This window comes from Aeromicrobium sp., from assembly GCF_036676885.1.
Lineage (GTDB): Bacteria > Actinomycetota > Actinomycetes > Propionibacteriales > Nocardioidaceae > Aeromicrobium.
This window is the reverse complement of sequence record NZ_JAKFCB010000361.1, coordinates 1-2,828: the sequence shown is the minus strand read 5'-3', so window position 1 is coordinate 2,828 and position 2,828 is coordinate 1. Positions and strand designations below refer to the sequence as shown.

Genomic DNA, 2,828 nt, shown 5'->3' with positions numbered 1-2,828 from the left:
GGGTTGACGGTGTCGTTGGCGCCGATGACCAGCACGACCGACGTGCCGTCGAAGTCGTCGTTGATCTCGTCCATCTCGAGCGCGATGTCGTACGGCACCTTGGCCTCGGCGAGGAGCACGTTCATGTGGCCGGGCAGGCGGCCAGCGACGGGGTGGATGCCGAAGCGCACCTCGACGTCCTTGTCGCGGAGCTTGCGGACCAGGTCGGCGACGGGATACTGCGCCTGCGCGACGGCCATGCCGTAGCCGGGCGTGATGATCACGGACTTGGCGTTCTTGAGCAGGTCGGCGGTGTCGGCGGCGTTGATCTCGCGGTAGTCGCCGTAGTCGGTGTCATCCGGGCCCGACGCCTCCATGCCGAAGCCGCCGGCGATGACCGAGATGAAGGACCGGTTCATCGCCTGGCACATGATGTACGACAGGTAGGCACCCGACGACCCGACGAGCGCGCCCGTGACGATCAGCGCGTTGTTGTTGAGCAGGAAGCCTGACGCGGCCGCGGCCCAGCCGGAGTACGAGTTGAGCATCGACACCACGACCGGCATGTCGCCGCCGCCGATCGAGGCGACGAGGTGCCAGCCGAGGGCGAGCGCGACGACCGTGACCGCGATGAGCAGGCCGAGGTTGGGCGACGCCACGAACCAGATCGTCAGGACCGCGAACGCGAGCAGCGCGCCGATGTTGAGGTAGTTCTTGCCCGGCAGCATCAGCGGTGCGGACTTGATCCGCGCCGACAGCTTGAGGAACGCGACGATCGAGCCGGTGAACGTGACGGCGCCGATGAACACGCCGACGAACACCTCGGCGTTGTGAATGTCCTCGAGCGAGCCGGTGAGGTGGCTGTCCTCGAGGTGACCGTTCCAGCCGACGAGCACCGCGGCGAGACCGACGAAGCTGTGCAGCAGCGCGATCAGCTCGGGCATACCGGTCATCTCGACCTTGCGGGCGCGCCACAGGCCGATGACGGCGCCGATCACGACCGCAACGAGCAGCAGGATGATGCCGAGCGCATCGGACACGTCCACCACGACGATGAACGTCGCGACGAGGGCGATGCCCATACCGACGATGCCGTAGACCACGCCCTGGCGGGACGACTCGTGCTTGGACAGTCCGGCGAGGCTGAGGATGAACAGCAACGCCGCGACGAGGTATGCCGCGGTGGCGACGCTTTGCGAGGTCATCCGGGATCAGCCTTTCGAGAACATGCTGAGCATGCGTCGGGTCACGGCGAAACCACCGAAGACGTTGATGCTGGCGAGCAGGATCGCGACGAACGAGAGCGTACGGATCACGGCGTCGTCCTGCGCGACCTGCTGCATCGCGCCGACCACGATGATGCCGGAGATCGCGTTGGTCACCGACATCAACGGCGTGTGCAGCGCGTGGGCCACGTGGCCGATGACGTAGAAGCCGACCACGATCGCCAGCACCAGCACCGTGAAGTGCTCCGGCAACGGCTCGGGCGCGTACGCGTTGACGAGGAACAACGCCAGGATGCCGATGCCGATCAACGACAGCTTGCGCTGCGTCGACATCGGCTGCTTGGCCGGCTTGGGCTCCACCTTGGTGGCGGGTTCTGCGGCGGCGGGTGCCGCCGAGACCTGCACCGGAGGCGGCGGCCACAGCACCTCGCGATCACGTACGACCGTGATCGTGCGCTGCACGACGTCGTCCAGGTCGAGGACGAGCTGACCGTCCTTGCCCGGAGTCAACAGCTTCATCAGGTTGACCAGGTTGGTGCCGTAGAGCTGCGAGGCCTGCGTCGGCAGCCGGCCGGCCAGGTCGGTGTAGCCGATGATCGTCACGCCGTTGTCGGTCACGACCGCCTCGCCGGCGACCGTGCCCTCGACGTTGCCGCCGTTCGACGCGGCCATGTCGACGATGACGCTGCCGGCCTTCATGCTGGCGACGTCCTTGGCGGTGATGAGCCGCGGCGCCGGGCGGCCGGGGATCAGCGCCGTCGTGATGATGATGTCGACGTCGGCGGCCTGCTCCGAATAGATCTCGGCGGCCCGCCGGTCGTAGTCCTCCGACGTCGCCTTGGCGTAGCCGTCGGTGCTCTGCTCGGTCTCGACGTCGACCGGCAGGTACTCACCGCCGAGCGACGCGACCTGGTCGGCGACCTCGGCCCGCGGGTCCGTCGCACGTACGATCGCGCCCATGCTGTTGGCCGTGCCGATCGCCGCGAGTCCGGCGACGCCGACGCCGGCGACCAGCACCTTGGCCGGTGGGACCTTGCCCGCCGCGGTGATCTGGCCGGTGAAGAACCGGCCGAACACGTGCGCCGCCTCGATCACCGCGCGGTAGCCGGCGATGTTGGCCATCGAGCTCAGCACGTCCATCGACTGTGCGCGGGAGATGCGCGGCACGGCGTCCATCGCCAGCACCGTGATGGGTCGCTTGGCGAGCGCCTCGACGAGGTCGGGGTTCAGCGCGGGGCTGATCAGGCTGATGAGGGTGGCGCCGTCGGCGAGCTTCTGGATCTCGAAGGGCGACGGGGCGTTGACCTTGAACACGATGCCGCTGTGCCACACGTCGACCGACGGCGCGATCACCGCGCCGGCCTCGACGTATGCCTCGTCGGTGAACGATGCCTTGGCGCCCGCGCCCGACTCGACCGCCACGACATACCCGAGGCCGATCAGCTGGCGTACGGTCGCCGGCGTCGCGGAGACGCGGGTCTCGCCCGGATTCGACTCGGCAACGACACCGATCACCGCTGCGGGCGGGGTCTCTTGCTGTCCGTCGCTCATTCGGCGAACGTTATCTGTTCGCAACACACCGCGACCACCCCGTGAGACTCGCGTCTCATTCTTCGGGTACGC

2 protein-coding genes are annotated in these 2,828 nt (G+C 67.9%); both read right to left on the bottom strand.

Annotated elements, in window-relative coordinates; all coding sequences use genetic code 11:
* On the bottom strand, window positions 1–1,184 hold a 1,184-nt coding region (locus V6M46_RS17200; RefSeq protein WP_332667319.1), incomplete at its 3' end, for an NAD(P)(+) transhydrogenase (Re/Si-specific) subunit beta.
* Window positions 1,185–1,190: 6 nt separating this feature from the next.
* Window positions 1,191–2,756, bottom strand: coding sequence for a Re/Si-specific NAD(P)(+) transhydrogenase subunit alpha (locus V6M46_RS17195; RefSeq protein WP_332667317.1), 1,566 nt, complete (start codon window positions 2,754–2,756; stop codon window positions 1,191–1,193).
* Window positions 2,757–2,828: the final 72 nt, after the last annotated feature.

Bases quoted from the DNA above. Each gene is read 5' to 3' on its own strand.
- V6M46_RS17195 (WP_332667317.1), bottom strand. From the start codon at position 2,756: ATGAGCGACGGACAGCAAGAGACCCCGCCCGCAGCGGTGATCGGTGTC.